This window comes from Bartonella sp. W8151, assembly GCF_016100385.1.
GTDB classification, from domain to species: domain Bacteria; phylum Pseudomonadota; class Alphaproteobacteria; order Rhizobiales; family Rhizobiaceae; genus Bartonella; species Bartonella apis.
In genome coordinates, this window is record NZ_JACFSO010000003.1 from 357,812 (window position 1) to 380,199 (window position 22,388).

The following is a 22,388-nucleotide window of genomic DNA, read 5'->3' on the forward strand; positions in this document are numbered from 1 at the left end:
ATTTACCGCCGCTCCTCAATATCAGACAACAAGTACGGGAGCTTTATCCGGCACACGCTCGTAAAGATCAATAATGTCCTGATTGATTAATCTCACGCAACCAGATGAAGCGCGCTTGCCAATGGACGACCAATCGGGCGAACCATGAAGACGGTAGAGAGTGTCTCTACCGTCTTGAAAAATATAAAGCGCGCGTGCGCCAAGCGGGTTTTTGAGACCCGGTTTCATTCCTCCGTTTTCGGCACTGTATTTTTTAAGTTGTGGCTGTCTTGCGATCATATCCGAAGGTGGAGTCCATGTCGGCCATTTGCGTTTATATTCGATGATGCCGCGGCCGGACCAAGCAAACCCTTCTTTTCCGACACTGACACCGTAACGGATAGCTTTGCCGTTCAAACGGACGAGATAAAGATAACGGCGTTTGGTATCGACAACGATTGTTCCCGGTTGTTCTCCTGTCGGATCATCAACAATCTGACGTAGAAATTGCGGATCAATTTTTTGATAGGGAATTGCCGGTAAGACAAAATCTCCATCGCGCATTTCAGCATACATCGACGCAAAAGGAAGAAGTGCACTATTGTCGGTTGTGGATGGTGATTTTACTGGCGCAAGCGCAATATCTTTCAACCCTGAAGGCATACATGCCGAAAGACCGGTTGTGGCTGCCCCGATTGTGAGTGTTTGCAAAAATAAGCGGCGGGAGACATAGCTGGTCATCTATCAATCCAATTTCTCTTCGTTATTTTATATATGCCGCAAAAAAGTTAAAAACCGCCAAATCTTAGACGCATCATCGCCATGCGAAGGTAAGTTTTCGTGTGAAAGTTCAAAAACACAAACAATAAAAATTTGCCATTTACGGGCTGCCCTTACAGCCATCAATGGTCTATCTATAAAACCGGTTTTGTAGAGACAACGACCCGATACCCCGACTTAGGCGGTCAAACTCTTGTGAGATAGGCAAATTCCCTTGCTTTTATCCAGTGAGAGCACCAAATAAATAAACGCACCTATTCCGGGAGAGAATATATTTTAAGGAGTATTGAAAATGGCTTTTGAATTGCCCGAACTACCCTATGCGTATGACGCACTTCAGCCTTATATGTCGCGTGAGACACTTGAATATCACCATGACAAGCACCATCAGGCCTATGTCACCAACGGCAATAAATTGCTAAAAGATTCAGGTCTTGAAGGCAAAAGCCTTGAAGAAATCGTCAAAGCAAGCTTTGGCAAAAATCAGGGTCTGTTTAACAATGCAGCGCAACACTATAATCACACCCATTTTTGGAAATGGATGAAGAAAGATGGCGGTGGAAAGAAACTACCGGCCAAACTGCAAAAAGCGATTGACAGCGATTTGGGCGGTTACGACAAATTCCGTGCCGATTTCCTTGCAGCCGGTGCAGCTCAATTCGGCTCTGGCTGGGCTTGGTTGGCTGTGAAAAACGGAAAATTGGAAATTTCCAAGACACCGAATGGAGAAAACCCGCTTGTTCACGGAGCAACGCCTATTCTTGGTGTCGACGTTTGGGAACACTCCTATTACATTGATTATCGCAATGCTCGTGCAAAATATCTGGAAGCATTTGTTGATCACCTGATCAATTGGGATCACGTTCTGGAAATGTACGAAAAAGCCTGATCTCTTCAGAAAAAAACGAAATTTGAGCCACCATTTGTAAAAATGGTGGCTTTTCTATTTTAAAACGTAAATAAGTTGAACACCTTAAAATCTGGTGCACATGCTCGCGTCGATCGACTTTTCATTATAAAGATAATTCATTGTTTTTAACCATGACTTGCATTGATTCATGGTTTTGAAACATCTGTAACGTTCTACCGGCATAAGACCGGAGCCACGATTTTGAAACGGGGTTTGTTCCCAGCCGCGGAAAAAACCGGCAACTATTCCACTTCCCTTCGGAGGCGTCGAACAACGTTCGCCTGCATATTCACTGGTCATATTAGCCACTTTCCCGGGATCCCGTCCACTTGCATAACCGTTTTGCGACATCGCGAGAAAGGCAAGGCCGATTGCAGTAAAAAATGTCAATCTCAGTTTCATAGAGAATAGGCCTCCATCAGCCCGGTTAAAATCAATATCTTGTACACAATGTTGCCGTTGGTGGTGGTGCACCGTAAAGCGATTCCATTGTATACAGCCAGCCACGGCATTCATCCATCGATTTAAAGCATCTGAAGCGGTCAACCGGGACAAAGCTATCAGAGCTTACAATGGGGTTATCTGTCAGGCCGCTAAAATAGCCTGCAACAATTCCACTTCCCTTTGCCGGTGTGTTACAACGGGTGCCTGCATATTCATCAACATCTTTCCTGATTCCTGCACTTTGAGCAGGCAGAGAAAAAATGATGACCAATAATAGAACAATTAAATTTGTAATTTTCATTTTCGAGACCAGATATTCCTGAAATATCAGACCAAATCCTGTAGATTTATTTTTAACATCTTGAGTAAATATCTGGTGTTTTTAGACTGCATTGACAAGTGTGACATTTATCCATTGCCTTAATATTAAATATGAGACGGTTAGAAAAAATAAATGTCCAAGTCCAAGCCAGCTTAGAGGGAACCTCGTTATAATCATCAGAATATGAAGTCCCCCTGAAAAAGTCTTCCGGAAAGCTTAATTTGCAAGAAAAAAACAGGTAGGATCGCAATATCCTGAAAACAGAATTGTGAGACCCGACCTGTCATTTAAAAAAACCTCCGGTATCATCCGGATGACGGCATTAATTCTTTCCGGCAACTTTAAGAATGAAAGCGTAGATATAGGCACTTTCTTCGAGCCGTGAAAAACGGCCGGATGCGCCGGCATGACCGGAATCCATGTTGGTTCTGAGCAAGACCGGATTATTGCCGGTTTTGAATTCGCGCAATTTTGCAACCCATTTTGCCGGTTCCCAAAAGGTTACACGGGGGTCGGTGAGACCTGCCATTGCAAGAATAGACGGATAGTTCTTCGCGCTCACATTATCATAGGGAGAATAGGACGCTATCAGTTCATAATCTTCCTTTGATGCAATAGGATTTCCCCATTCAGGCCATTCAGGTGGCGTGAGTGGCAAAGTATCGTCAAGCATTGTCGTTAACACATCGACAAAGGGAACGATAGCGACAATGCCGGCATAATCTTCGGGAGCCATATTGGCGACGGCACCCATCAGCATGCCACCAGCCGACCCGCCTTCCGCAATCAACCGGTCGTGAGAGGTGAAATGATTGGCAACCAGAAAGCGCCCGCAAGCGATGAAATCGGTAAATGTATTGCGCTTGAATAGATGCTTTCCTTTTTCATACCAGTCAAAGCCTTTTTCTTTGCCGCCTCTGATATGAGCGATTGCATAGATAAAACCGCGATCGACCAACGATAAAGCATTGGTATTGAAACTGTCCGGCATGGAAATTCCATAGGCCCCATAGCCATAAAGGAGGCATGGCGCACTGCCATCGAGTTTTGTACCTTTGCGATAAAAAAGCGAAACGGGAATCTCCGCTCCGTCTTCAGCCTTGGCCATCAAACGACGCGTTATATAATTTTTAGGGTCATGCCCCGAAGGTACTTCCTGCCGTTTTAACATGACACGTTGGCGTGTCGTCATGTCATATTCGTAAAGTTCGGCGGGCGTTGTCATTGAAGAATATGTAAAGCGGATCGTCCCGCTATCATATTCGGGTGCTCCATGAAGCCCTAATGAATAAGTTTCTTCTGTAAAGGAAATGGCATGTCTTGTCCCGTCACGCCGGTCAAGGAGCTCGATTCTGGGAAGGCCATCGCGCCGTTCAAGCCAGATTAGAAAATTCTTGTAAGCATCATGAGCAAGGATGAGCCTTGAACGTTGGTGAGGTACCACTTCCGACCAGTTTTCCTCAGTAGGTTTATCGAAAGGCGCTGACATGATTTTGAAATCTTTGGCGCCATTTATATTGGTGAGGATATAGAAGACGTCGCCGCCTTCAGTTAAGCTATATTCGACACCTTTTTGACGCTTTCTTACACATTTGGGTGCGCTTGTCGGATCTTTTGCCGGAATAAGCCAAACCTCGGAAGTTTCGTGGTCGTGTATATCGATATAGATCACGTCATTTAACGACGAACCACCAACACTCAAGAAAAATCCGGGGTCTTTTTCTTCAAAAACCAGTTTATCAGCTTGTTGTTCGGTTCCAAGCTTATGATAATAAAGTTTGGAGGGGCGGTGATTTTCATCCACGTTTGTGTAGAAAAAACCTTCCGAATTCGCGTCCCAAACAACATCACCGGCAGTATTCAGAATTGTTTCAGCACTATCCGAAAGCGAACCTAAATCACGCAATTTTGTTGTATAGAATTCCGAACCTTTGTCATCATAGGTCCAGGCACATTTCTTATGGTCTGGCGAATGCTGGACTGCACCGAGACGAAAGTAATCTTTCCCTTTGGCTAGCGCATCACCATCGAGATAAACGACAGCCTCACCACCATTGCGAGGTGTTCTGAAATAATGCGGCTGTTCACCACCGGTTGTGAAAGAAACGCCATAAGCATAGGGCCCTTCTTTTACCGGTACCGAGCTGTCATCTTCCTTTATGCGGCCCTTCATCTCGACAAAAAGTGCTTGCTGCAGCTCTTTCGTGTCAGCCATAAGGGTTTCCTGATAAGCATTCTCTTCTTCAAGGTGGTTACGTATATTTTCGTCAAGCAATTCGGGCTTTTTGAAGACTTCTTGCCAGTTTTCAGCTCTCAGCCAATGGTAAAAATCGTGACGAACAATGCCGTGATGTTCTTCATAATGGTCTATTTTCTTGGTTTCTGGCGGGAAAATTGATGATTCGGTCATTCTTGTTCCTAAATCAGGCACTACACCCGATTATTGCTGGGTTATTCTACAGGCCTATTTTATTTGGCCTGCCTGTTTTATCTTGGCGTCTTATCCTGCTTATAGGTTAAAGCATAGCCATTCATGCAATAACGCAAGCCCGTCGGCTCCGGGCCATCCGGAAAAACGTGTCCGAGGTGAGAGCCACAATCGGCGCATAAAACTTCAGTACGTTCCATGCCATGGGAAAAATCTTCCTGAAGAACCACTGCATCAGCGCTAATCGGGCGGAAAAAACTTGGCCAGCCGGTACCCGATTCAAACTTGGTTTCGGAACGATAGAGTGGTTTGCCACAACAAACACAATAAAAGGTTCCTGGTTTCGAAGTATCGAACTTTGGTCCTGTAAAGGCTCTCTCTGTCCCGTGTCCACGAGTAATATCGAATTGTTCCGGCGTTAATTGTTTACGCCATTCTTCGTCGGATTTGATAATTTTGAAATGATGTTTATCACTCATGAATTCTTCCTTGAATAAATATATTAATTTTGCCGACTAATCAGTCAATTGCTTTGACAGCGAAAAAATTAGCTGCTAGAAGCTGACAAAATAGCAATCATCCCCATTTATATGATATCTATGTATAAGGAAATCAATCAATACTAGAATTATCGTCATGTGTTCACGTTAATTATGTAAAAATGGGACACTTTGCCTTATTTTATATATATTTTGTATAAGAGACCTTTATAAGTTCAATAGAAAAATCAGAAAATAACTTGAAAACTATATGGAACCTTTGTTTTATAGATTTGTTTTCTATTTGTAATTGACAAGGTTTCTTACATAGCTATATGAAAACAACATTTGCTTGCTAAACAGACGCAAGCTGAAACAAAGAAGAAGTAAAAAGGAAAAGAAGATGGATGAACAAGCCGTCAGCGAGAATGAAAGTGATTTCATTATTACACTGGTTGCTGATGTTGTAGCTGCTTATGTCGGCAATAACTCAATTAGACCGGGTGAGTTACCTAGTTTGATCGCGGACGTTCACGCTGCATTTGTCAAAGCAGGTGGTGAAACAGCCGCAGAGGCTGAGGTCGAAAAGCAAAAGCCGGCAGTTAACCCGAAGCGTTCTGTTTTCCCTGACTACATCGTCTGTTTGGAAGATGGTAAAAAATTCAAGTCGCTCAAGCGGCACTTAATGACACATTACGAACTTACGCCGGAACAATATCGTGAGAAGTGGGATCTGGATCCTAACTATCCGATGGTTGCACCGAATTACGCTGAAGCCCGTTCCTCACTTGCAAAGCAAATGGGATTAGGGCGCAAACCCGGCAAAAGAAAAGCAAAATAATCGAATTTATAAGATTGAAAATTTAAACGGGTGCATTTTTAATGTGCCCGTTTTTTAAATCGATTGAAGTCCCGATTCAGATTGGCACACGTATGTTTGCGGATGGAAGCTTCAATCCGATCATAAAAATATAGATTTATTGTTTTTGAAGAGTGTTTCGGGCTTCGAGGCGAATTCGTTCAACCATCGACCGCAAGCCGTTCGAGCGTTGTGGCGTCAAATTTTCGTCAAGCCCCAGTTTTTTCAGAATTTTTTCGATGTCAGCGTCACGAACTTCCGAGGCGTGCTTTCCCGAATAGAATGTTATCAATATATAGACAAGACCGCGTACGATATGTGCGTCGGAATCGCCCACGAAAGTCATCACCGGATCGGCACCTTCGCCACGTTTGGTCAACAACCAGACTTGACTGACACATCCCGGCACCTTATGTGCCTCATCACGCGCTTCTTCCGGATAAGGGGGGAGTTCGCGGCCGAGTTCGATAACGTAACGATAGCGGTCTTCCCAATCGTCAAGCATGGAAAAACTTTCTAGAATATCGTTCATTGTGTCAGTCATGATTTATTATCGTTCTGCTTTTTCTCTAATGTCTAATAGTTATCGTTGAACCGTTTACTCCGTCTTTGAGAAAAAGTAAATTTTTCGACTGAAAGCTTTTTGCCGTTCTGCTTTTGATAGCCTATTCGAGTGGCTTGTTGTGACTGGAATGTGCTTCGTCTTTTCCCCCGGTTGCCGGCTTGTTTAAAGGTGTAGCAGCACTATCCATTTTGGGCATAGCGGGCTTTATTTCATGCTTTTCATGCTCGTCATGTCCTTTTTCAGGCGTGATCGAACCGGTATTGATATTTTCAGGCGGCAATTTTTTCTCGCCTTTGTCAGAGCCGAATGTTCTGTCCAGATATTCATAGGCAATACGTGCACCATCACGTGCACGTTCGCCAAGCGAGCCGAAAAAAGTCTTACCGGTTTCGCACGTATCGGAATTGCGTTCGCAGAAGTTGCCAAGGTCATTGACCGTATCTTTGACCGCCAATAGCGCCTCGACAGTATTCATATATTGATCAGGCTGAGAACCATTATTTTTTCCGGATGTTCCCAAAAACGAGATGATCACCAGAAACAGAGTTAAAAAACAGAAGGATTTTATAAAAAACCGTATCATAACGCCCCGACACAACGCAGTTACAAATGAGCAGGATAATGTCGACTGTAACGTTTTATGATTGACGAAAGATTGACAGGATTGAGTTTTTTTAAAGAAACCACAGGCTTTTTGATGATTTTTCGTGGTAGTTGTTAACCATAGCGACGAAGATATGCGACTTGCTACCGTCTTCTCCTGTTTATTATCCTTTCGTTAAAAACTTGCCGCCAGATTGGGTGCAGTGAGCTACAGACGTTGTTTGTGACAAATGGCGTCGTGCTCGAAAATGATGCGCAAAACTGGAAGCGACAAGGTTTTAATCGGAACAATGGAAACATTGAACGCAACATTGACAGTAAACAGCCAGGGTATTTTGCTTCAAAATGCCGCGCCAAACTGTTTTTTGGGATATTTAAAACAAAGCGATTCTTTGTCGGATCATGTACATATCAATGATCGTATCATTCTTTTGTCATTCCTAGCAGATGTTCGCGAAAACCGTATTGCCTCACCGATTTCAATTCGCATGAACGGACTTGATCGTACGCGATTCGTTTCGGTTATTGTCCATTGTCTTTCGACAGACCAAAAAGTCATCAAGCTTTTTATCGAAGCTAACAGCGACGAGATCAATGATATAGACGTGAGTGCGGTTTCGCCTTTTGCACGCGCCGCCCATGAAATGCGCACACCTTTAAACGCAATATTGGGATTTGCCGACCTGCTCGATTTTGTCGAAGACAAGAGTGCAGCGGACGGAAAGCGCCATGAATATATCGCAATGATTAAAAAGGCGGGTAACCATCTGTTGGGAATCGTCAACAAGACATTGAAAGATCAAAATCGACAGCTTGATGAAAACGGCGCCGGTACCTGCCTAGTTGCCAATGTGCTCAACGAGACCTTGGAGCTCACTTTGCCGCTGCACGGACATAGAAAAATTGCTCTTGCCGGCACTGAAATACCGATTAGCTGTTGTCTTGATACGCTATCGTTCCGTCAGATATGCATGAACCTTATTTCAAATGCTATAAAATATAGCAATGATGACGGACATATCGACATTCATGTTGCAACCCGCTCCGACAATTATTGTGAAATCACTATCAAGGATGACGGAATCGGAATGGATGAGCAACATATTGCGCGTTTGGGATTGCCATTCTTGCGTGCGTCCGACGTTGTCGTCTGTAAGATCGAAGGTGTCGGTCTCGGTCTTGCTATGGTGTTCGATCTGGTCAAACGTGCGAACGGTCAAATCTCGTTTGAAAGTCAAAAGGGAAAAGGTACGCGGGTGAAATTGCTTTTGCCGATTGATCCGACAAGATTGGTCACCCCGTTCAACAATTCCTCAACCGAACCGGTTAATGGCGATGGGTCCTCAAATAATCAATATCTTCTAACCCCGAAAACAAAAATTAGGAACAATGGCAAGTCAACGAAAAACATCACGAACCCGAGCCGGAAAACAGCGTAGTCTGTTTCTTGCAATTCTCTCCGGATTGGGCCATCTGCTGCGCTTGTTTGTTGCGTGGGTATATCGTTATGCGCGAAAAAACCCGCTCATGGCATGTGGTTTTTTCCTATTTTTAGTGGGATTCGGTTTTGTAACGTTCAACGCACTCTTCTACCAAAGTGCAAGCCATCATGCGGTTTTTATCCAGACCCGTCCACTGGCACAGCAGATCTCGGCGCCTTCTGCCCAGAGCACGTCTAACAAAGCGGATCATGCACAGGAAGGGACTGTCTCTGCAGTATCCTCATCTGCCTCTCCGGCTTCTCAAACGCAAACGTCACCGACGTCCAAAGAAACAACGCTTCCTGACAATTTATTGGATGCCCAGAAGATGTTGGCTGCAATGGGGCTTTATGACGGTCCTCTTGATGGACTAGATGGCCCAAAAACGAGAAATGCTATCGCATTATGGCGGCAAAATTCCAAAGGGAACGGAAATCCGAATGGGGGCAAACAACAGGATGATATTGCCTCTTTGATCAGCGGAGCTTTACCAAAGTCGGGCAATGTGGATCAGGTTACAACACAATCACTATCAACCACCAGGCAGGCTGTTGCCAATGGTCAAAATATCGCTGCCGTAAAGGAAGTTGCGGGAAACCAAAACAAAACAGGTGCGGATAATGGTGATGTTAAAATATTGCAAGCCACACCAGCGGTTGCAGCATCACAACAAGCAACGAACATCAACGGATTTAAAGCGGGAACTGCCGATATTATGCGCGTTCAGGCGGGCTTACGCGCATTCGGAGATGATCATGTGGTGGTGACCGGCACAGAGGATGAAAACACAGCTGAAGCGTTGAGGAATTTTCAAAAAATGTTCAGCCTGACCATCACCGGAAAAATCAATCAGGAAGTGATTGATAAAATGAAAGATATTGGTCTTATCGGATAGATTCGTGGCTCGAAACGGGTGAAACGTCAATCGGCCCCATAATGTGTCTGAATTCTAAACTTAAGATCATAAATAACGTTCGGCTATCGTAGTTTGTTTTCCTTTGATAGTTTATTTAGAAATTGAATAGTTCGGGTAACGGCAAGCTGAAAGTCGTATTTGAATTTCATTCAAGCTTTGTCGTTCAAGGGCAGATTTTCGGAGTATCGAATGCGTCTTACGTCAGATTTCTGGACGGCAGCTTTAATGCGCCGTGTTCGCGCAGAGGGCGGATTCGCTTATCTTACCCGTCGTGGCTCCAACGAAGCAGGTACGATTTTCATTCTGGATCGTTTAGACGATGGAAAGGTTGATCTTTATGGACCGGCTCCACAAAGCTTTTATACCGAACAAAGCGATCGCGACGAACGTTGCTTTATAAAAATTCTGGTAGATGTCGAAGAGGCAGTCGCTGTTGAAAAACTTGAAAAAGAACTACAATTCGATGCTGATTTATGGTTGGTCGAATTTGAAAATTATACTCCACAACAATTGCCGTTCAACACAGTGAAAGCTTGAAACGCCTAGTAATCAAGCGTCTGGCAATGGGCATGGTCAAGGAACTCATCGCCATTATTTGTCAACTTGGTCTTTAGACTGCGAAGGATAACAAATCCATCTGCAATATCTTCTCCTATGAGCACAGAATTTTCAACACTTTCCGGTGTTGATTGTTTCAGTTCCATGATCTGACCGGGATTACCGATGACAAGATCAAGCTTTCCGTTCGGCATAGTGTGATTATTCAAGCTGTAAAAATTGGTTCCGTTACGGTCATAAACCGACATTGACCAAAATGGAGCAGTACCTTCGGCCTTGATGTGGACGGGGCCGTCATCAAGATTAAAGCGGCAAGCTTTGAGGTGGAATAACGGGTCGGTAGAGGCAACGATCGGATTATCTTCGCCAAGCGGGGCAAAATTATATTTGTTATTTGTTGCGAGCAAACGTTTCCACGTATTGAGTTCGCTGAAATGGGGTACCATTAACACCACGCAAATGTGAACAATAATGGCTCCTATAATCCCGACCAGAAGTGCGTAGATTAATTTAGTCACAGTTGCGTACTCCCGTTGGAACAACCTCGACTGTTGGCATATTGAGTTTTTGTAGTGCTGTCGAAGTCACAATCGGTGTGTCGTAAAGTGTCAGGATCAATCCATATTCGCGCTTGCCCCGTGTAGCGAGCCAGTTTCCTGCTTGCGGTTGAGGCGAAACCAGTACATTCAATGTTCCATCCTGATTCCAGACGACGTTGGAACTTGATAATTCGGTAGGAAGTTTGTCATCCACCCATTGGGCACGCAATTCATGGTCTGCAGCATAAAGGGTAAACAATCTGGTTTCGGGCAGAAAACCTTTAAGGCGGTAAGTGCACCGGCTTTTCAAGGAGTGGTTGTGGTTATCCCGCCAGAGCTGGAAAACCAAGCCTTCGGTTCTGCCTAAAGAAATATCGCCGCGCTTTGCTGCACGGGCACGTGCATAGGCATCTGCCTCGTCGGTTCCAGCCTGCGGATAGGCTTCCCATTGACCGATTTTCAAGCGGCCGAAACCGTCGAAACTATCGAGGACATAATTGACGCTTAAGGCTCCGCCGACGATAGCTATGAAAAGGCTTAGAGTGACGAGAAATATGCGATAAAACATAAAGCGGCTTTTCCTGTTTCTTGCCCTTCCGGTTTAACGTATCTCACTTGTCGAAGAGGATACGACGTGCGCCGAACTTGCAGGCGTTAGAAGTGGTGCCTTCTGAAACTCTTCAATCAGTGATTTGATAACTTTTGAAGAGGCGGGCGAGAGCACCTGCGGCAGGTCGGGAGCAATATTTTCATTGGAATTATCGGTTTCGGAATGTTTCGAATTGGAAAGGATCGAGTTTTCGACGCCAAAAAGTGGTTTGATAGTTGTGTTTTGATGGGCATATAGCATTATGCGGTTCCACATCATTGCAGGCACAACGCCGCCGAATGCGCGGTTCATTGACGAAAAATCATCATTTCCCATCCAGACTGCACCGGTATAATTTCCGGTAAATCCGACGAACCATGCGTCACGATAAGCTTGAGATGTTCCGGTTTTTCCGGCAACGAGTGTCATCGGTAATTGGGCTCGTTTACCGGAGCCCCGTGTGGTCACGCCTACCATCATCTGGTTCATATAGGCCGCAGATTGTGCACTCATCACCCGATGTGGTTTTTCGCCATCTCTCGTCCAATCCCAAATAACTTTACCATCTGATGTCATAATTTGGGTAAAGCCATGACGGTTACCGGCCATACCGCCGTTGGCAAACACATTGAAACCGGTTGCCTGATCGAGCGGAGTCATGTTGGATGTGCCAAGAACCATCGTCTTATGCGAAAAGATATTTGCGTCAATGCCCATATTCTTGATCAGATCGCGAATAGGCTGCGTGTCGCGATTAAGATATTGATAGGTTATCCGAACCGGTACTGTATTGATCGAAAAGGCAAGAGCCGTTGCAAGGTCAACATTGCCACTGTAACGGCCGGAATTATTATGAGGTGACCAACCACCCCAGTTGATCGGAGCGTCGGAAATGATTGTTTTCGGAGTGAGGCCGCGTTCCATCGCAACAGCATAGACATAAGGTTTGAAAGACGAACCCGGTTGCCGTCCGCCCTGGGTTGCGCGGTTGAATTGGCTTTGTTGATAATCGCGCCCGCCGACAATGGCTCTAACCGACCCGTCATTATCAAGAATAACGGCTGCGGCCTGAGTGGCTTTATATTGGGCGCCGTATTGCTGAAGATAATATTCAATCGATTCGTCGGCGGCTTTCTGTATGCCTTGATCAAGAGTCGTGCGAACGACGACATTATGGTTCGGTAATTTGTTGCCAAGTTTTCTTACTTCATCGAATACCCAATCAAGGAAATAGTTCGGCTCGTCATTATCAAGCTCTGTGACGACACTTGCGGGATGGCGTCGTGCCCCGATAACCTGTCCTTCGGTCATCAAGCCGTCATCCACCAGATTCGACAACACAACATTGGCACGTGCCCGCGCTGCTGGCAGGTTGACATGGGGGGCATATTTCCCGGGTGCTTTGAAAAGTCCGGCAAGCATTGCAGCTTCGGCAAGCGAAACATCCCGTATATCTTTGCCAAAATAAAAACGTGAGGCAGCTGCAATACCGAATGCACCGCCACCCATGTAGGCCCGATCAAGATAGAGCTGCAAAATCTGTTTTTTGGAAAGATTTGCTTCCAGCCATATCGCCAGATAGGCCTCCTTGATTTTTCGCTCGAACGTTCTTTCATTATTCAGAAAAAGATTTTTTGCTAATTGCTGGGTGAGTGTCGAGCCACCCTGAACAACACCATGAGCGCGCAAATTTTGACTGAATGCGCGTGACAGACCATAAAAATCGATTCCCCAATGTTCGAAGAAACGCCTATCTTCGGTTGCCAGAACCGCTTTGATAACAAAATCAGGCATCTCCTCAATTGGCACAGGCTCGCCATGGAGAGCACCGCGGCTTCCGATGTAGTTGCCATGTCTATCGAGAAAATTTACTGCAAAATCTTCCGGAGAATGCCAGTCTTTTTTCGTTAATGAAAAAACCGACACGCCGATGAAGGTAAAAATGGCAAAACCGATAAGTCCGAGGGTTAACCCTTCATCGACGACTTCCACGATTAGCCTCTTCCAGCCGCGCACGCGGAATCGACGCGATATAATCGTGGCATTTTCCCAGAAAACTGCCATTGCCCGCCCGAACCGGTAAAGGCAGGTGTCAATCCACGAATCAAGCCCGATCAAAAGAGGGCTACGGAAACGCTTCCTGTCACTTTTATTATTTTTTTTAAAACCGAACATGGAAAGCAATCCGTGTCATTGACTACAGCTTTTTAAGAGCAACGCAAACTCTCGTCTATATTAGCTTATCGAACCTTTAGAACGAAAGAGTTTTTTCTCTCTTAAGGATTAATTTAGAGTGAAAGGTTAAGAGCTTTCATCATTCAATCAACAGGCCGGTCGATAAAGAACCGTCATCGAAACGGGTAGATTAGCCCAATTCCGCATGACCATTGAAAAATGGCGGTTTTCCCTAATATTAAAGTAAATATGGTAGCAGTTTGCAAATGACGACTTTTCATGGATTATAGAAAGTTGGAAATATCGGATAATAAATAATTGGTTTGTTCATTTTGTATTCAGACAAAATAGGATATGAGTGCGTTATCATGAAAAAGTTTCTGTTTTTTTTAATTCTGACATGTTTTGCAGGTGCAACCGGAGCTTATGCGGCCGATTGCACGGAAGTAGGAAAACGTGTTGCAACAGAGCAGGGCGGCACATTGGCCCGTGCTACACTTGATACACAAAATGGCAATACCTGCGTTGTAATAGTTCTCATTCCCGCCCGTGACGGCGAAAAGCCGCGCCGCGTTGAAGTAGCAGTACCTGCAAACTGAGAAAGCGTCGGAAGCATCGTCAATGAGAATTCTCGTTGTAGAGGATGATCGCGATCTCAATCGCCAACTCGTCGAGGCACTTAACGGGGCCGGATATGTTGCTGACCGCGCGTATGATGGCGAGGAGGGGTATTTTTTGGGGGATACCGAATCTTATGATGCTGTCGTCCTTGATCTCGGTTTACCAAAAATGGATGGCATTAGCATCGTCGAACGGTGGCGGGAGAATTCGCGTTCAATGCCTGTTCTGATTTTAACAGCGAGGGATCGGTGGTCGGATAAAGTTGCAGGCATTGATGCCGGAGCCGATGACTACGTCGTAAAACCCTTTCATATGGAAGAAGTCCTTGCACGCCTGCGCGCCCTGATAAGACGCGCATCCGGACATGCGTCAAGCGAGCTTGTCTGCGGGCCGATTACCCTTGATACCAAAACCTCGCGGGTTACAGTCAATGGCAGCCAGATCAAGCTGACATCACTGGAATTTGCTCTGTTATCCTTCCTTATGCATCATCAGGGTGAAATCATATCGCGCACCGGTTTGACAGAACATCTTTACGATCAGGATTTTGACAGGGATTCCAATACGATTGAAGTGTTTATAGGCCGGTTGCGAAAAAAATTGGGCGTCGATGTTATAGAGACGATACGCGGTATGGGTTACCGCTTGAAAGCCCCTGAATAATAGACAATGTTTTGCCCATGGAAACGGTAAAAGGCGAAACGAACTGGAAGCTTTTTTTCAAGACCATCAGTAAATCACTGGGGCTTCGGGTCAATATATTTTTGACTTTGTGGATCATTGCAGCGCTGGCCTTCATATCGGTTGTCAGTCTCGTCTTCTATCGCCAGTCAAATAACGATTATCTGGAACGCATTCTTACAGCTCACCTTTATAGCCTGATATCATCGGTCAATGTTTCTTCCGACGGAAAGCTGCAAGGAAATCCCGAACTCGGGGATATACGATATTCTGACCCTTCTTCCGGCTGGTATTGGGAAGTGGTCGCACTATCCGGTAATCTCAAGGGTAGACTGACTTCTTCTTCTCTAGGAGTAAAAAAAGTAGCCTCTCCAAGCGAGAAAACAGATCCTTTCGATCCAAAATTTTTTCGTTCATATAGAACCAAAGGGCCGGAAGGCCAGCGCTTGCGCGTTGTCGAAAGTGATATTATTTTAGACAACAAAAATCGTGTCGCCCGCTTTCGCGTTATGGGAAATATTGATGAAACGCGAGCGGAACTGGAAAAATTCAAGAAGACATTGCTCCTCTATCTTTCGTTATTCGGTGCTGCAAGTATTCTCATCAATCTTGTCATCATTTACATCAGTTTGCGCCCCCTTCAACGGATAAGGCACTCATTGGCCGATATTCGTGCTGGCAAGGCCAACCACCTTGACACGGATCTGCCTTTGGAAGTTATGCCGCTTGTCGGTGAAATGAATGCGTTGATTGATAATAACCAACGTATTGTTGAACGTTTTCGCGTTCAGGTGGGAAATCTTGCCCACTCGTTGAAAACTCCTTTATCAGTCATATCCAATGAAATCGACCAAAGCGCCAGTAAACCTCTTGATCGTAATCCGCTTAATGTAAAACTGCTTAAAGAGCAGACCGATATTATGCGTTCCCAGATTGACCGTTATTTACAGCGTGCCCGCATCGCTGCCCAACGTGATAGTGTTATTTATCGCACACCAATTCGACCATTATTGGAGCGACTTGTCAGAGTTATGGGTAAGCTCAATTTTGCGAAGGAAATTTCTTTCTCGATGGAGGAACCCGAGATTATCTTCATCGGAGAAAAAGAAGATATCGAGGAGATGGTCGGAAATATTCTCGAAAATGCCTGTAAATGGGCGCAAAAGCGTGTCGTTTTAAGCTGTAAAACTTTAAACAAAGAGGCTGCAGACGCAGATTCTGTTCACCCGATGTTTGCCCTTTCTGTTGAAGATGATGGCCCGGGGCTTCCTGAAAACCAGCGCAAAGACGCCCTTGAACGGGGCAAAAGATTGGACGAAAGCAAGCCGGGAACGGGGCTTGGACTTGCAATCGTTGCGGAACTTGTTGGCGAATATGGCGGAAGTGTCGAATTGACAAACTCAAAGCTTGGCGGCCTTTGCATAACGCTTACTCTGCCTTATGCAAATTCTTGACAAATTCGGGCGAGGCTTCTTACAAACAGTCGGAATGAAAAGATGAATTCGCGCACTTCATTTCCTGTTCTGTATCGGGCAAATATAAGCGTGTTTGAAAGTCACAACACTTCGCCAATTCCATAAAAATTTATAGCATTGACGGTGTTTGACAGCTGTCATCAGACACGATCATCGGTCGCAACAATTATTCGCTCGAATATGTCTGCCGCTACCGGTAAAAAGAGCAGGCATCAATGATGCGTCGTCGAAATATCCATTGCCATATAATGTTTAGGTGCAGCCGGTTGGCTTGCCTCCAACTCGTGGAATGGTAATTGATAACGTTCACGCAATAATTCGCCCTCACGAGGTTTGATGTGCAAACCTCTTCTTTCAAGAATTGGAATGACGCTTTCGGAAAATACGTCAATGTCAAAGGGGAGGGAGGGAAACAGCACATTAAATCCGTCGGCTGCTTCATTTTCAAACCAGTTTTGCATTGTATCTGCAACTTCTTCGGCCGTTCCGACAACCAGAAGATGGCCGCGCGAGCACATGAAGCGCTCTATCATTTGTTTCAGTGTAAGCTTGCGCAAACGCGCATCACCCAGAATAAGACGAGTACGGCTTGGTGCGGTTTTATCATCTGCCATTTTCAATAAAGCTTCAGGGAGTGGTTCATCAAGTGGCAGGCCGGACAAATCTTTATCGAAAATGTAGGAAAGACGCTGGATACCCGATTGAGGCACAGCAAAACTGTTCAGATAATTGAATTTTGCTTCTGCTTCTTCATGTGTTTTGCCAATGACCGGAACGATTCCCGGAAACACCAATATATCATCAAAATTCCGGCCATCTTCTTCTGTGCGATGTTTGACATCTTTATAAAACTGCTGTGCGCCGGCCAAATTGGATTGTACAGTAAACGCCAGATCGGCGTAGCGGGCAGCAAACGAACGACCGATTTCGGAGGCGCCACCTTGTGCCAATATCGGCTTTACCTGTGGCGAACGTGGCACAGTGAGCGGACCGATAGAACGCGTATATGAACCGGTATAATTGGCATTATGAACTGCTGAAGGATCAAGATAAAGACCGGTTTTTTTATCGGCAATGCGTGCACCGGGTTGCCAGCTTTCCCAAAGTGTCATAACGGCATTGAGAACATCTTCGGCGCGTGCATAACGTTCCTGACAGGGGGCAATAACATCCCGCCCGAAATTTTTTGCTTCCGACAATGTTGTTGATGTCACGATATTCCAACCGACCCGACCATTGGAAATATGATCAAGCGAAGCAAAGCGTCGGGCAATATGATAAGGATGATCAAATGTTGTGGAAGCTGTACCAATGAGGCCGATTTTTTCGGTGGTGGAAGCCAATGCCGATAAAACCACAACGGTGTCAAGCGCGCCGCTTACACTATATTTTACTTCATGCTGAAGAGCAAGAATATCACCTAAAAACAGCGAATCGAATTGTCCTCTTTCAGCCCGTTTTGCAATGTCTGTCCAATAGGACAGGCGGGTAATTGCAAGTGGATCAACATCCGGTAACCGCCAGGAAGCCGTATGACTTCCCAAACCGAACACCATGGCGTTCAAATACATCCGCCGCATTGATCAATCCTCTTAAAAGTTCGTCGGGAAAAAGAAAATTTATTTCGTTGAAATACAACTATACGTTATTTTGTTTCCAACTTTCCATAAAACATTCCGTGAGCTTTTATATCCCACTGTTTTTCCTATATATTTTAAAAAAATAATGTAACTTTGTGACGAAAAAAAGTTTTGTAATCCGTTTCCTAAACCGATATGAGAAAGGAGTAACGGAATTTGTTGGTGTCAGCATGAAGATACGCAGTTTCATCCTGTTGGTTTTATTTGCAGCATTATCGGCTTGTAGCCATAGCCGTGCACCGAATGGTGTAACAGGGCTTGCCGATACAAAGGTTATTTTGCAAACCATGGGAAACGGATTGTTGGGATCATCGATACAGTCGCTTTCAAAAGACGATCGCAAGCAGGCACTGGAAGCCGAATATAAAGCACTTGAATATACAGATGCCGGAAAAACAGTGGCCTGGACATCCGCCAAAAATGGGGCATCGGGTAGTGTCACACCGGGGCAGCCCTATCAGGTTGGTTCGCAAAATTGTCGCCAATATAGCCATTCATTCACAATTAACGGTGTTCCACAAACGGTTCATGGTAGTGCATGTCGTAACGCAAACGGCACATGGTCGCCGCTCATTTGACACATTTCATCAATCCGCCATCGTCTATCCAATCAATTTGACGCGAGAAAGCAGTGCAGGTTCTGGTTTTTTCTCTAACGTTTCTATATTGAACTCATCATGACATTTTGGGTTATCGTTCTCATTTTCGCAGCCATAGTGACAATGGTTGTGCTCTATGCCGTTAGTCGCCCGATCAAAAACGGGCAGGAACGGGTGGTTGTGGATTCTTCCACTTCGGATATTGAAATATATAAAAACCAATTATCCGAACTTGATGCTGATTTGAAGCGCGGCCTGATTGACAAGGAAAGCGCTGACGAAGCAAGGCTTGAACTTTCGCGTAATATATTGACGGCTGAAAAGCAAAAAACCGGAAACGCTTTTATAAATCACCGCAGCCGCGGGTTAAAGGGCGTTATTATTGTAGCGGTTTTATGCGTGCCTCTTATTACCATAGGGGTTTATTCGCTTTTGGGAAATCCGGGACTTCAAAGCCATCCCTTCAACGATCTTATGATGAAAGATCCCGCAGAACTGACGCCCGAAGAAAAGCTTGTTCGCACGGAAGCACTTTTTGCACGCAGTCCGGATGACGGAAAATTGGCAGACGAACTTGCAACCGGTTATCTTGTTGCCGGACGTTTTCAGGATGCTGTCAATACATACGTCAGTGCTTTACGTTTGAATGGTGATTCTGCACCCCGTCTGGTGGGCTACGGGATGGCTCTTGTCGGCTATAATGGCGGAACGGTAAGTGAAGACGCCGAGAAAAGTTTCGAAAAAGCGGCAAAACTGTCTCCGGATGACTTCTATCCACGTCTCTTTATTGCTGAATCTCTCCGACAGGCAGGAAAAATTGATGAAGCAATATCAGGGCTGAAAGATTATCTTTCGCGACAAGTGAAAGACAATGCCGGACGCCAGCGTGTTGAAATGATGATCAAAGAGCTGGAAAAAGCAAAAACTGATGCCGCCTCCCGCGAACAGGGAGCTAAAGGCGGTGCGATTTCCGGAAACGGCGAACGGGCTTCCGGTACCGGAAATAAGCCGGTTGCCAGCGATAATGATAGCAACGATGCCATTCACGCAATGGTGGAACAATTGGCACAAAAACTTGAAAAGAACCCGGACAATCTTGAAGGTTGGAAACAGTTGATCCATTCATGGCTCGTTTTAAACGAAACCGGAAAGGCAAGAAACTCGTTAAAAGAGGGAACATCGAAACTTACAAAAGATAAAGCGTCAGAGCTTGAGGCTTATGCAAAAGCACAAGGGCTTGCGTTGAAGTAAAAATCTCTTAACGTGAAAGTCAGGAAATAAGATTATGAGCAATGAAACAGCCGTACGTTTGACAATCCAGAAAGGGTTGCGGCGTCGTAAGACCAAACGCCTGATGATGATATTGGGTGGGCTCGTCGTATTGGCGGTTGCAGCGGCGCTTGTTCTTTATGCCATGCGGGGTACCGCCAGTTTTTTCCGCATGCCTTCAGAAATAACCGGTGAAGATATTTCATCCGGCAGGCCTCTGCGGCTCGGTGGTTTTGTTGAAAAAGGTTCGGTTGATAAAGAAAACGGAACCAGAATAACGTTTGCAATTACCGATTTTTCCAACAAGGAAACTGTGAAATTCGATGGCGTTCTACCCGATCTTTTTCGCGAAGGTCAGGGAATCATTGCAGAAGGCCATTTTGTGCCGGATGGTGTTTTTGTTGCCGATCGTGTTTTGGCAAAACATGACGAAACCTATGTGCCGAAAGATATTGTCGATAGGCTCAAAGCCCAAGGATTGTGGGAGGCCTATCAGAAACATGAGCGTTGAGATCGGTTCTCTTGCACTCTGTGCGGCACTCGCTGTAGCAATATTCCAGACGATTGTTCCTGTCATCGGTGTTTACCGTTCCGATCGGCGTTTGGTTGATGCTGCCTCGCCTATTGCCCATCTTGTCTTTGTGCTTGTGCTCGTTGCATTTGCCACATTAATTCACGCCTATATTGTTTCGGACTTTTCGGTTCTGAATGTTGTGCAAAATTCGCATTCCGAAAAGCCGCTCCTTTATAAGATAACCGGCGTGTGGGGAAACCATGAAGGCTCAATGCTGCTTTGGGTTTTTATTATCACATTTTTTTCCTCTCTTATTGCACTTTTTGGCGGTAATTTGCCGGAGCGGCTGAAAGCGCTGATTTTATCGACACAGGCGTCGATCACCACAGCATTTTTGCTGTTTATTCTTTTCACCTCAAACCCGTTCTTAAGAGTTAATCCTCCCGCTCTTCAGGGGCGTGATCTTAATCCTATTTTGCAGGATATCGGACTTGCTATTCATCCGCCGCTTCTCTATCTCGGCTATGTCGGCTTTTCGGTCTGTTTTTCATTTGCAATCGCTGCCTTGCTTGACGGGCGTGTTGATGCAGCCTGGGCACGCTGGGTGAGACCATGGACATTGGTTTCCTGGATATTTTTGACCGGTGGTATCATGGTCGGCTCTTATTGGGCCTATTATGAAATGGGGTGGGGTGGATACTGGTTCTGGGATCCGGTAGAAAATGCTTCACTGATGCCGTGGCTTGCTGGTACTGCGCTTCTTCATTCTGCTATCGTTTTAGAAAAGCGTGGCGCTTTGAAAATCTGGACGCTGTTTCTCGCCATTTTGACATTCTCGTTGTCGCTGATGGGAACTTTTCTTGTCCGCTCGGGCATTCTCACCTCGGTTCACAGTTTCGCGGTTGATCCGGCACGTGGACGTGCCATCCTCGCCATTCTGTTTTTCTTCATCGGCGCGGCATTAGTTCTTTTTGCCTTACGCGTATCATCTCTTAAAACCGGTGGTCTGTTTCGTCCGATATCACGCGAAGGACTTTTGGTTTTTAACAATCTGTTTTTGACAACTGCAACGGCTACCGTGCTCATCGGCACGCTTTACCCCTTACTTCTGGAAACATTGACGGGCCAAAAAATTTCGGTTGGTGCACCGTTTTTCAATTTGACCTTCGGCCCCCTTATGGTGCCGCTGTTATTGATGGTTCCGTTCGGCCCCCTTATGGCGTGGAAAAGGGGCGATATGCTTGCTGTTGCCAAACGGCTTTCGGGCGTTTTTGTACTGGCAATTATTGCAACATTGATTGTTTTTTACCAGACATCCTTGCGATCAATTCTCGCTTCCTTGGGGATTGGACTGGCAGCATTTGTCTTTTTCGGCGGCCTTTATGACCTCTGGTTCAAGAGCGGTACCAAAAGCACAGGATTTTTCGTCCGGCTAAGACGCCTTGGTAAATTGCCGAGGTCAAATTATGGCACCGCATTGGCTCATATCGGCTTAGGCATTACATTATTCGGCATTGTTGTGGTGGCAACCTTCGGACACGAAAACATTTTGAGAATTGGGGCAGGGCAGAGCGCAACGATAGCGGACAAACAGGTGCTGCTTGAAGGTGCCCGTAATGTTCATGGTTCCAACTACTCGGAAACCCAATTCCAATTTTCAGTGTCGAAGGCGGGCAAGGATTTGGGAACCATCACAGCAGCCAAGCGCTTTTATCCTTCGCAAAATATGCCGACAACAGAATCGGGCATAAAGAATTATGGGCTCTCCCAACTTTACATTGCTCCAGGCGACGTTAATAACAACGGATTGGTGCTTCACATCTGGTGGAAACCGGAAGTTGTCTGTATCTGGCTTGGTGCAATATTTATGATGATCGGCGGACTCTTTTCGTTGTCGGATCGCAGGCTCCGCGTCGGTGCTCCACAACGCGCGTTAACCCGTAGCAAAAAATCGTAGAAGGG

General features: G+C 45.5%; 23 protein-coding genes. 12 read left to right on the forward strand and 11 right to left on the reverse strand.

Features of this window, described 5'->3' with window-relative positions; all coding sequences use genetic code 11:
* Window positions 1-21: 21 nt before the first annotated feature.
* Window positions 22-720 (reverse strand): L,D-transpeptidase, encoded by a 699-nt coding sequence (locus tag H3V14_RS06950; protein ID WP_198227545.1) that lies wholly within the window; start codon window positions 718-720, stop codon window positions 22-24.
* Between the two features lie 331 nt (window positions 721-1,051).
* Between H3V14_RS06950 and H3V14_RS06955 the strand changes: the two genes are divergently transcribed.
* Window positions 1,052-1,648, forward strand: a complete 597-nt coding sequence (locus H3V14_RS06955; RefSeq protein WP_075870126.1) for a superoxide dismutase — start codon at window positions 1,052-1,054, stop codon at window positions 1,646-1,648.
* A gap of 84 nt (window positions 1,649-1,732) precedes the next feature.
* Here the strand turns inward: H3V14_RS06955 and H3V14_RS06960 are convergent, their stop codons facing one another.
* The 4 genes from H3V14_RS06960 to msrB all read right to left on the reverse strand — a co-directional run bounded on the left by H3V14_RS06960 (window position 1,733) and on the right by msrB (window position 5,342).
* Window positions 1,733-2,071, reverse strand: coding sequence for a hypothetical protein (locus H3V14_RS06960; protein WP_246713057.1), 339 nt, complete (start codon window positions 2,069-2,071; stop codon window positions 1,733-1,735).
* Between the two features lie 31 nt (window positions 2,072-2,102).
* Window positions 2,103-2,414, reverse strand: coding sequence for a hypothetical protein (locus H3V14_RS06965; protein ID WP_198227547.1), 312 nt, complete (start codon window positions 2,412-2,414; stop codon window positions 2,103-2,105).
* A gap of 343 nt (window positions 2,415-2,757) precedes the next feature.
* The gene (locus tag H3V14_RS06970; RefSeq protein WP_198227549.1) at window positions 2,758-4,845 is read right to left on the reverse strand and encodes a S9 family peptidase; all 2,088 of its coding nucleotides are present in this window, start codon (window positions 4,843-4,845) and stop codon (window positions 2,758-2,760) included.
* 77 nt (window positions 4,846-4,922) lie between these two features.
* Window positions 4,923-5,342: a peptide-methionine (R)-S-oxide reductase MsrB gene (msrB, locus tag H3V14_RS06975; RefSeq protein ID WP_198227551.1), complete on the reverse strand. Its 420-nt coding sequence runs from the start codon at window positions 5,340-5,342 to the stop codon at window positions 4,923-4,925.
* Window positions 5,343-5,745: 403 nt separating this feature from the next.
* On the opposite strand from msrB, the gene H3V14_RS06980 reads away from it, so the two are divergent.
* The gene (locus H3V14_RS06980; RefSeq protein WP_075870415.1) at window positions 5,746-6,183 is read left to right on the forward strand and encodes a MucR family transcriptional regulator; all 438 of its coding nucleotides are present in this window, start codon (window positions 5,746-5,748) and stop codon (window positions 6,181-6,183) included.
* Window positions 6,184-6,319: 136 nt separating this feature from the next.
* On the opposite strand, the gene H3V14_RS06985 is transcribed toward H3V14_RS06980, so the two are convergent.
* Both H3V14_RS06985 and H3V14_RS06990 read right to left on the reverse strand, forming a co-directional pair.
* The gene (locus H3V14_RS06985; RefSeq protein ID WP_198227553.1) at window positions 6,320-6,745 is read right to left on the reverse strand and encodes a SufE family protein; all 426 of its coding nucleotides are present in this window, start codon (window positions 6,743-6,745) and stop codon (window positions 6,320-6,322) included.
* Between the two features lie 121 nt (window positions 6,746-6,866).
* Window positions 6,867-7,349 (reverse strand): DUF5330 domain-containing protein, encoded by a 483-nt coding sequence (locus tag H3V14_RS06990; protein WP_198213245.1) that lies wholly within the window; start codon window positions 7,347-7,349, stop codon window positions 6,867-6,869.
* A 268-nt stretch (window positions 7,350-7,617) separates the two neighbouring features.
* Between H3V14_RS06990 and H3V14_RS06995 the strand changes: the two genes are divergently transcribed.
* The 3 genes from H3V14_RS06995 to H3V14_RS07005 all read left to right on the forward strand — a co-directional run bounded on the left by H3V14_RS06995 (window position 7,618) and on the right by H3V14_RS07005 (window position 10,303).
* Complete coding sequence (locus H3V14_RS06995) at window positions 7,618-8,808, forward strand: HAMP domain-containing sensor histidine kinase (RefSeq protein ID WP_075870121.1); 1,191 nt, start codon at window positions 7,618-7,620, stop codon at window positions 8,806-8,808.
* Window positions 8,759-9,745, forward strand: coding sequence for a peptidoglycan-binding domain-containing protein (locus H3V14_RS07000; protein WP_198227561.1), 987 nt, complete (start codon window positions 8,759-8,761; stop codon window positions 9,743-9,745). Before H3V14_RS06995 ends, H3V14_RS07000 begins: the two co-directional genes overlap by 50 nt.
* A gap of 210 nt (window positions 9,746-9,955) precedes the next feature.
* Entirely contained in the window at window positions 9,956-10,303 is a 348-nt protein-coding gene (locus H3V14_RS07005; RefSeq protein WP_198227563.1) for a DUF1491 family protein, read from the forward strand.
* Between the two features lie 5 nt (window positions 10,304-10,308).
* Here H3V14_RS07005 and H3V14_RS07010 read toward each other — a convergent pair whose 3' ends face one another.
* Genes H3V14_RS07010 through H3V14_RS07020 form a run of 3 tightly spaced genes read right to left on the reverse strand, consistent with a single transcriptional unit; the run spans window position 10,309 to window position 13,627 of the window.
* A complete protein-coding gene (locus H3V14_RS07010) occupies window positions 10,309-10,842 on the reverse strand; it encodes a hypothetical protein (RefSeq protein ID WP_075870118.1) in 534 nt (177 codons plus the stop codon).
* The gene (locus H3V14_RS07015; RefSeq protein ID WP_075914802.1) at window positions 10,835-11,431 is read right to left on the reverse strand and encodes a DUF1214 domain-containing protein; all 597 of its coding nucleotides are present in this window, start codon (window positions 11,429-11,431) and stop codon (window positions 10,835-10,837) included. Before H3V14_RS07015 ends, H3V14_RS07010 begins: the two co-directional genes overlap by 8 nt.
* A gap of 33 nt (window positions 11,432-11,464) precedes the next feature.
* A complete protein-coding gene (locus H3V14_RS07020) occupies window positions 11,465-13,627 on the reverse strand; it encodes a transglycosylase domain-containing protein (protein ID WP_198227565.1) in 2,163 nt (720 codons plus the stop codon).
* Window positions 13,628-13,995: 368 nt separating this feature from the next.
* Here H3V14_RS07020 and H3V14_RS07025 point away from each other — a divergent pair, with 368 nt between their 5' ends.
* Genes H3V14_RS07025 through H3V14_RS07035 form a run of 3 tightly spaced genes read left to right on the forward strand, consistent with a single transcriptional unit; the run spans window position 13,996 to window position 16,383 of the window.
* Window positions 13,996-14,226, forward strand: a complete 231-nt coding sequence (locus H3V14_RS07025; protein WP_075870115.1) for a hypothetical protein — start codon at window positions 13,996-13,998, stop codon at window positions 14,224-14,226.
* 22 nt (window positions 14,227-14,248) lie between these two features.
* Window positions 14,249-14,911 (forward strand): response regulator transcription factor, encoded by a 663-nt coding sequence (locus H3V14_RS07030; protein WP_075915969.1) that lies wholly within the window; start codon window positions 14,249-14,251, stop codon window positions 14,909-14,911.
* A 17-nt stretch (window positions 14,912-14,928) separates the two neighbouring features.
* Window positions 14,929-16,383, forward strand: a complete 1,455-nt coding sequence (locus tag H3V14_RS07035; RefSeq protein WP_198227567.1) for an ATP-binding protein — start codon at window positions 14,929-14,931, stop codon at window positions 16,381-16,383.
* A gap of 233 nt (window positions 16,384-16,616) precedes the next feature.
* Here the strand turns inward: H3V14_RS07035 and H3V14_RS07040 are convergent, their stop codons facing one another.
* The gene (locus H3V14_RS07040) at window positions 16,617-17,984 is read right to left on the reverse strand and encodes an LLM class flavin-dependent oxidoreductase (protein WP_198227569.1); all 1,368 of its coding nucleotides are present in this window, start codon (window positions 17,982-17,984) and stop codon (window positions 16,617-16,619) included.
* Window positions 17,985-18,214: 230 nt separating this feature from the next.
* Between H3V14_RS07040 and H3V14_RS07045 the strand changes: the two genes are divergently transcribed.
* The 4 genes from H3V14_RS07045 (at window position 18,215) to H3V14_RS07060 (ending at window position 22,383) form a co-directional block, all read left to right on the forward strand.
* Entirely contained in the window at window positions 18,215-18,622 is a 408-nt protein-coding gene (locus H3V14_RS07045; protein ID WP_198227577.1) for an RT0821/Lpp0805 family surface protein, read from the forward strand.
* 99 nt (window positions 18,623-18,721) lie between these two features.
* Window positions 18,722-19,894, forward strand: coding sequence for a c-type cytochrome biogenesis protein CcmI (gene ccmI / locus H3V14_RS07050; RefSeq protein ID WP_198227585.1), 1,173 nt, complete (start codon window positions 18,722-18,724; stop codon window positions 19,892-19,894).
* A 34-nt stretch (window positions 19,895-19,928) separates the two neighbouring features.
* Window positions 19,929-20,423, forward strand: a complete 495-nt coding sequence (ccmE, locus tag H3V14_RS07055; RefSeq protein WP_198213213.1) for a cytochrome c maturation protein CcmE — start codon at window positions 19,929-19,931, stop codon at window positions 20,421-20,423.
* Complete coding sequence (locus H3V14_RS07060) at window positions 20,413-22,383, forward strand: heme lyase CcmF/NrfE family subunit (RefSeq protein ID WP_198227586.1); 1,971 nt, start codon at window positions 20,413-20,415, stop codon at window positions 22,381-22,383. The genes ccmE and H3V14_RS07060 overlap by 11 nt, the downstream gene beginning before the upstream one ends.
* Window positions 22,384-22,388: the final 5 nt, after the last annotated feature.

Coding starts and splice junctions, on each gene's coding strand:
- H3V14_RS06985 (WP_198227553.1), bottom strand. CDS start 6,745: ATGACTGACACAATGAACGATATTCTAGAAAGTTTTTCCATGCTTGAC.
- H3V14_RS06980 (WP_075870415.1), top strand. CDS start 5,746: ATGGATGAACAAGCCGTCAGCGAGAATGAAAGTGATTTCATTATTACA.
- H3V14_RS07000 (WP_198227561.1), top strand. CDS start 8,759: ATGGCAAGTCAACGAAAAACATCACGAACCCGAGCCGGAAAACAGCGT.
- ccmE (WP_198213213.1), top strand. CDS start 19,929: ATGAGCAATGAAACAGCCGTACGTTTGACAATCCAGAAAGGGTTGCGG.
- ccmI (WP_198227585.1), top strand. CDS start 18,722: ATGACATTTTGGGTTATCGTTCTCATTTTCGCAGCCATAGTGACAATG.
- H3V14_RS06970 (WP_198227549.1), bottom strand. CDS start 4,845: ATGACCGAATCATCAATTTTCCCGCCAGAAACCAAGAAAATAGACCAT.
- H3V14_RS06995 (WP_075870121.1), top strand. CDS start 7,618: ATGATGCGCAAAACTGGAAGCGACAAGGTTTTAATCGGAACAATGGAA.
- H3V14_RS07035 (WP_198227567.1), top strand. CDS start 14,929: ATGGAAACGGTAAAAGGCGAAACGAACTGGAAGCTTTTTTTCAAGACC.
- H3V14_RS07030 (WP_075915969.1), top strand. CDS start 14,249: ATGAGAATTCTCGTTGTAGAGGATGATCGCGATCTCAATCGCCAACTC.
- H3V14_RS07040 (WP_198227569.1), bottom strand. CDS start 17,984: ATGCGGCGGATGTATTTGAACGCCATGGTGTTCGGTTTGGGAAGTCAT.
- msrB (WP_198227551.1), bottom strand. CDS start 5,342: ATGAGTGATAAACATCATTTCAAAATTATCAAATCCGACGAAGAATGG.
- H3V14_RS07060 (WP_198227586.1), top strand. CDS start 20,413: ATGAGCGTTGAGATCGGTTCTCTTGCACTCTGTGCGGCACTCGCTGTA.
- H3V14_RS06990 (WP_198213245.1), bottom strand. CDS start 7,349: ATGATACGGTTTTTTATAAAATCCTTCTGTTTTTTAACTCTGTTTCTG.
- H3V14_RS06950 (WP_198227545.1), bottom strand. CDS start 720: ATGACCAGCTATGTCTCCCGCCGCTTATTTTTGCAAACACTCACAATC.
- H3V14_RS07015 (WP_075914802.1), bottom strand. CDS start 11,431: ATGTTTTATCGCATATTTCTCGTCACTCTAAGCCTTTTCATAGCTATC.
- H3V14_RS07005 (WP_198227563.1), top strand. CDS start 9,956: ATGCGTCTTACGTCAGATTTCTGGACGGCAGCTTTAATGCGCCGTGTT.
- H3V14_RS07025 (WP_075870115.1), top strand. CDS start 13,996: ATGAAAAAGTTTCTGTTTTTTTTAATTCTGACATGTTTTGCAGGTGCA.
- H3V14_RS06955 (WP_075870126.1), top strand. CDS start 1,052: ATGGCTTTTGAATTGCCCGAACTACCCTATGCGTATGACGCACTTCAG.
- H3V14_RS06965 (WP_198227547.1), bottom strand. CDS start 2,414: ATGAAAATTACAAATTTAATTGTTCTATTATTGGTCATCATTTTTTCT.
- H3V14_RS06960 (WP_246713057.1), bottom strand. CDS start 2,071: ATGAAACTGAGATTGACATTTTTTACTGCAATCGGCCTTGCCTTTCTC.
- H3V14_RS07020 (WP_198227565.1), bottom strand. CDS start 13,627: ATGTTCGGTTTTAAAAAAAATAATAAAAGTGACAGGAAGCGTTTCCGT.
- H3V14_RS07045 (WP_198227577.1), top strand. CDS start 18,215: ATGAAGATACGCAGTTTCATCCTGTTGGTTTTATTTGCAGCATTATCG.